Below are 603 nucleotides of genomic sequence, written 5' to 3'. Positions count from 1 at the left end.
CACGCCGCCAGCGTTCGTCCTGAGCCAGGATCAAACTCTCCGATAAAAGTTTGAATAGCTCTTAAAATAAATCTAGAATTAACGTTGACGTTATTGTCTTGTTTTGTTCAGTTTTCAAGGTTCAATGTGCAAGCGCTTCGTTTGAAGCGACTTGATAATCATATCATTTCAACTCGCTGAGTGTCAATGACTTTTTTGAAAAACTTTTTGGTGGAGCCTAGCGGGATCGAACCGCTGACCTCCTGCGTGCAAAGCAGGCGCTCTCCCAGCTGAGCTAAGGCCCCAAAGAAGTGGTCGGGAAGACAGGATTCGAACCTGCGACCCCTTGGTCCCAAACCAAGTGCTCTACCAAGCTGAGCTACTTCCCGATATATGGCGCGCCCGAGAGGAGTCGAACCCCTAACCTTTTGATCCGTAGTCAAACGCTCTATCCAATTGAGCTACGGGCGCAAGATGCATAATAGTTTTTAATAAGTGATGTAAGGAAATATATTTCGCTAACGCGAATTAATGAAGATTATTTTGCTGTCGCAAAAAATCTTGGTGCCGAGGACCGGAATCGAACCGGTACGGTAGTCACCTACCGCAGGATTTTAAGTCCTG

3 tRNA genes are annotated in these 603 nt (G+C 46.3%); all 3 read right to left on the bottom strand.

Annotated elements, in window-relative coordinates:
• Positions 1–208: 208 nt before the first annotated feature.
• Positions 209–284, bottom strand: a tRNA-Ala gene (locus SLH55_RS23200).
• A 7-nt stretch (positions 285–291) separates the two neighbouring features.
• A tRNA-Pro gene (locus tag SLH55_RS23195) sits at positions 292–368 on the bottom strand.
• A 5-nt stretch (positions 369–373) separates the two neighbouring features.
• A tRNA-Arg gene (locus tag SLH55_RS23190) sits at positions 374–450 on the bottom strand.
• Between the last annotated feature and the right edge of the window lie 153 nt (positions 451–603).

It is taken from the genome of Rossellomorea sp. YZS02 (assembly GCF_033963925.1).
Classification (GTDB): domain Bacteria; phylum Bacillota; class Bacilli; order Bacillales; family Bacillaceae_B; genus Rossellomorea.
Note: the sequence above shows the minus strand (reverse complement) of the source record. Positions and strands in the feature narration are given on the sequence as shown.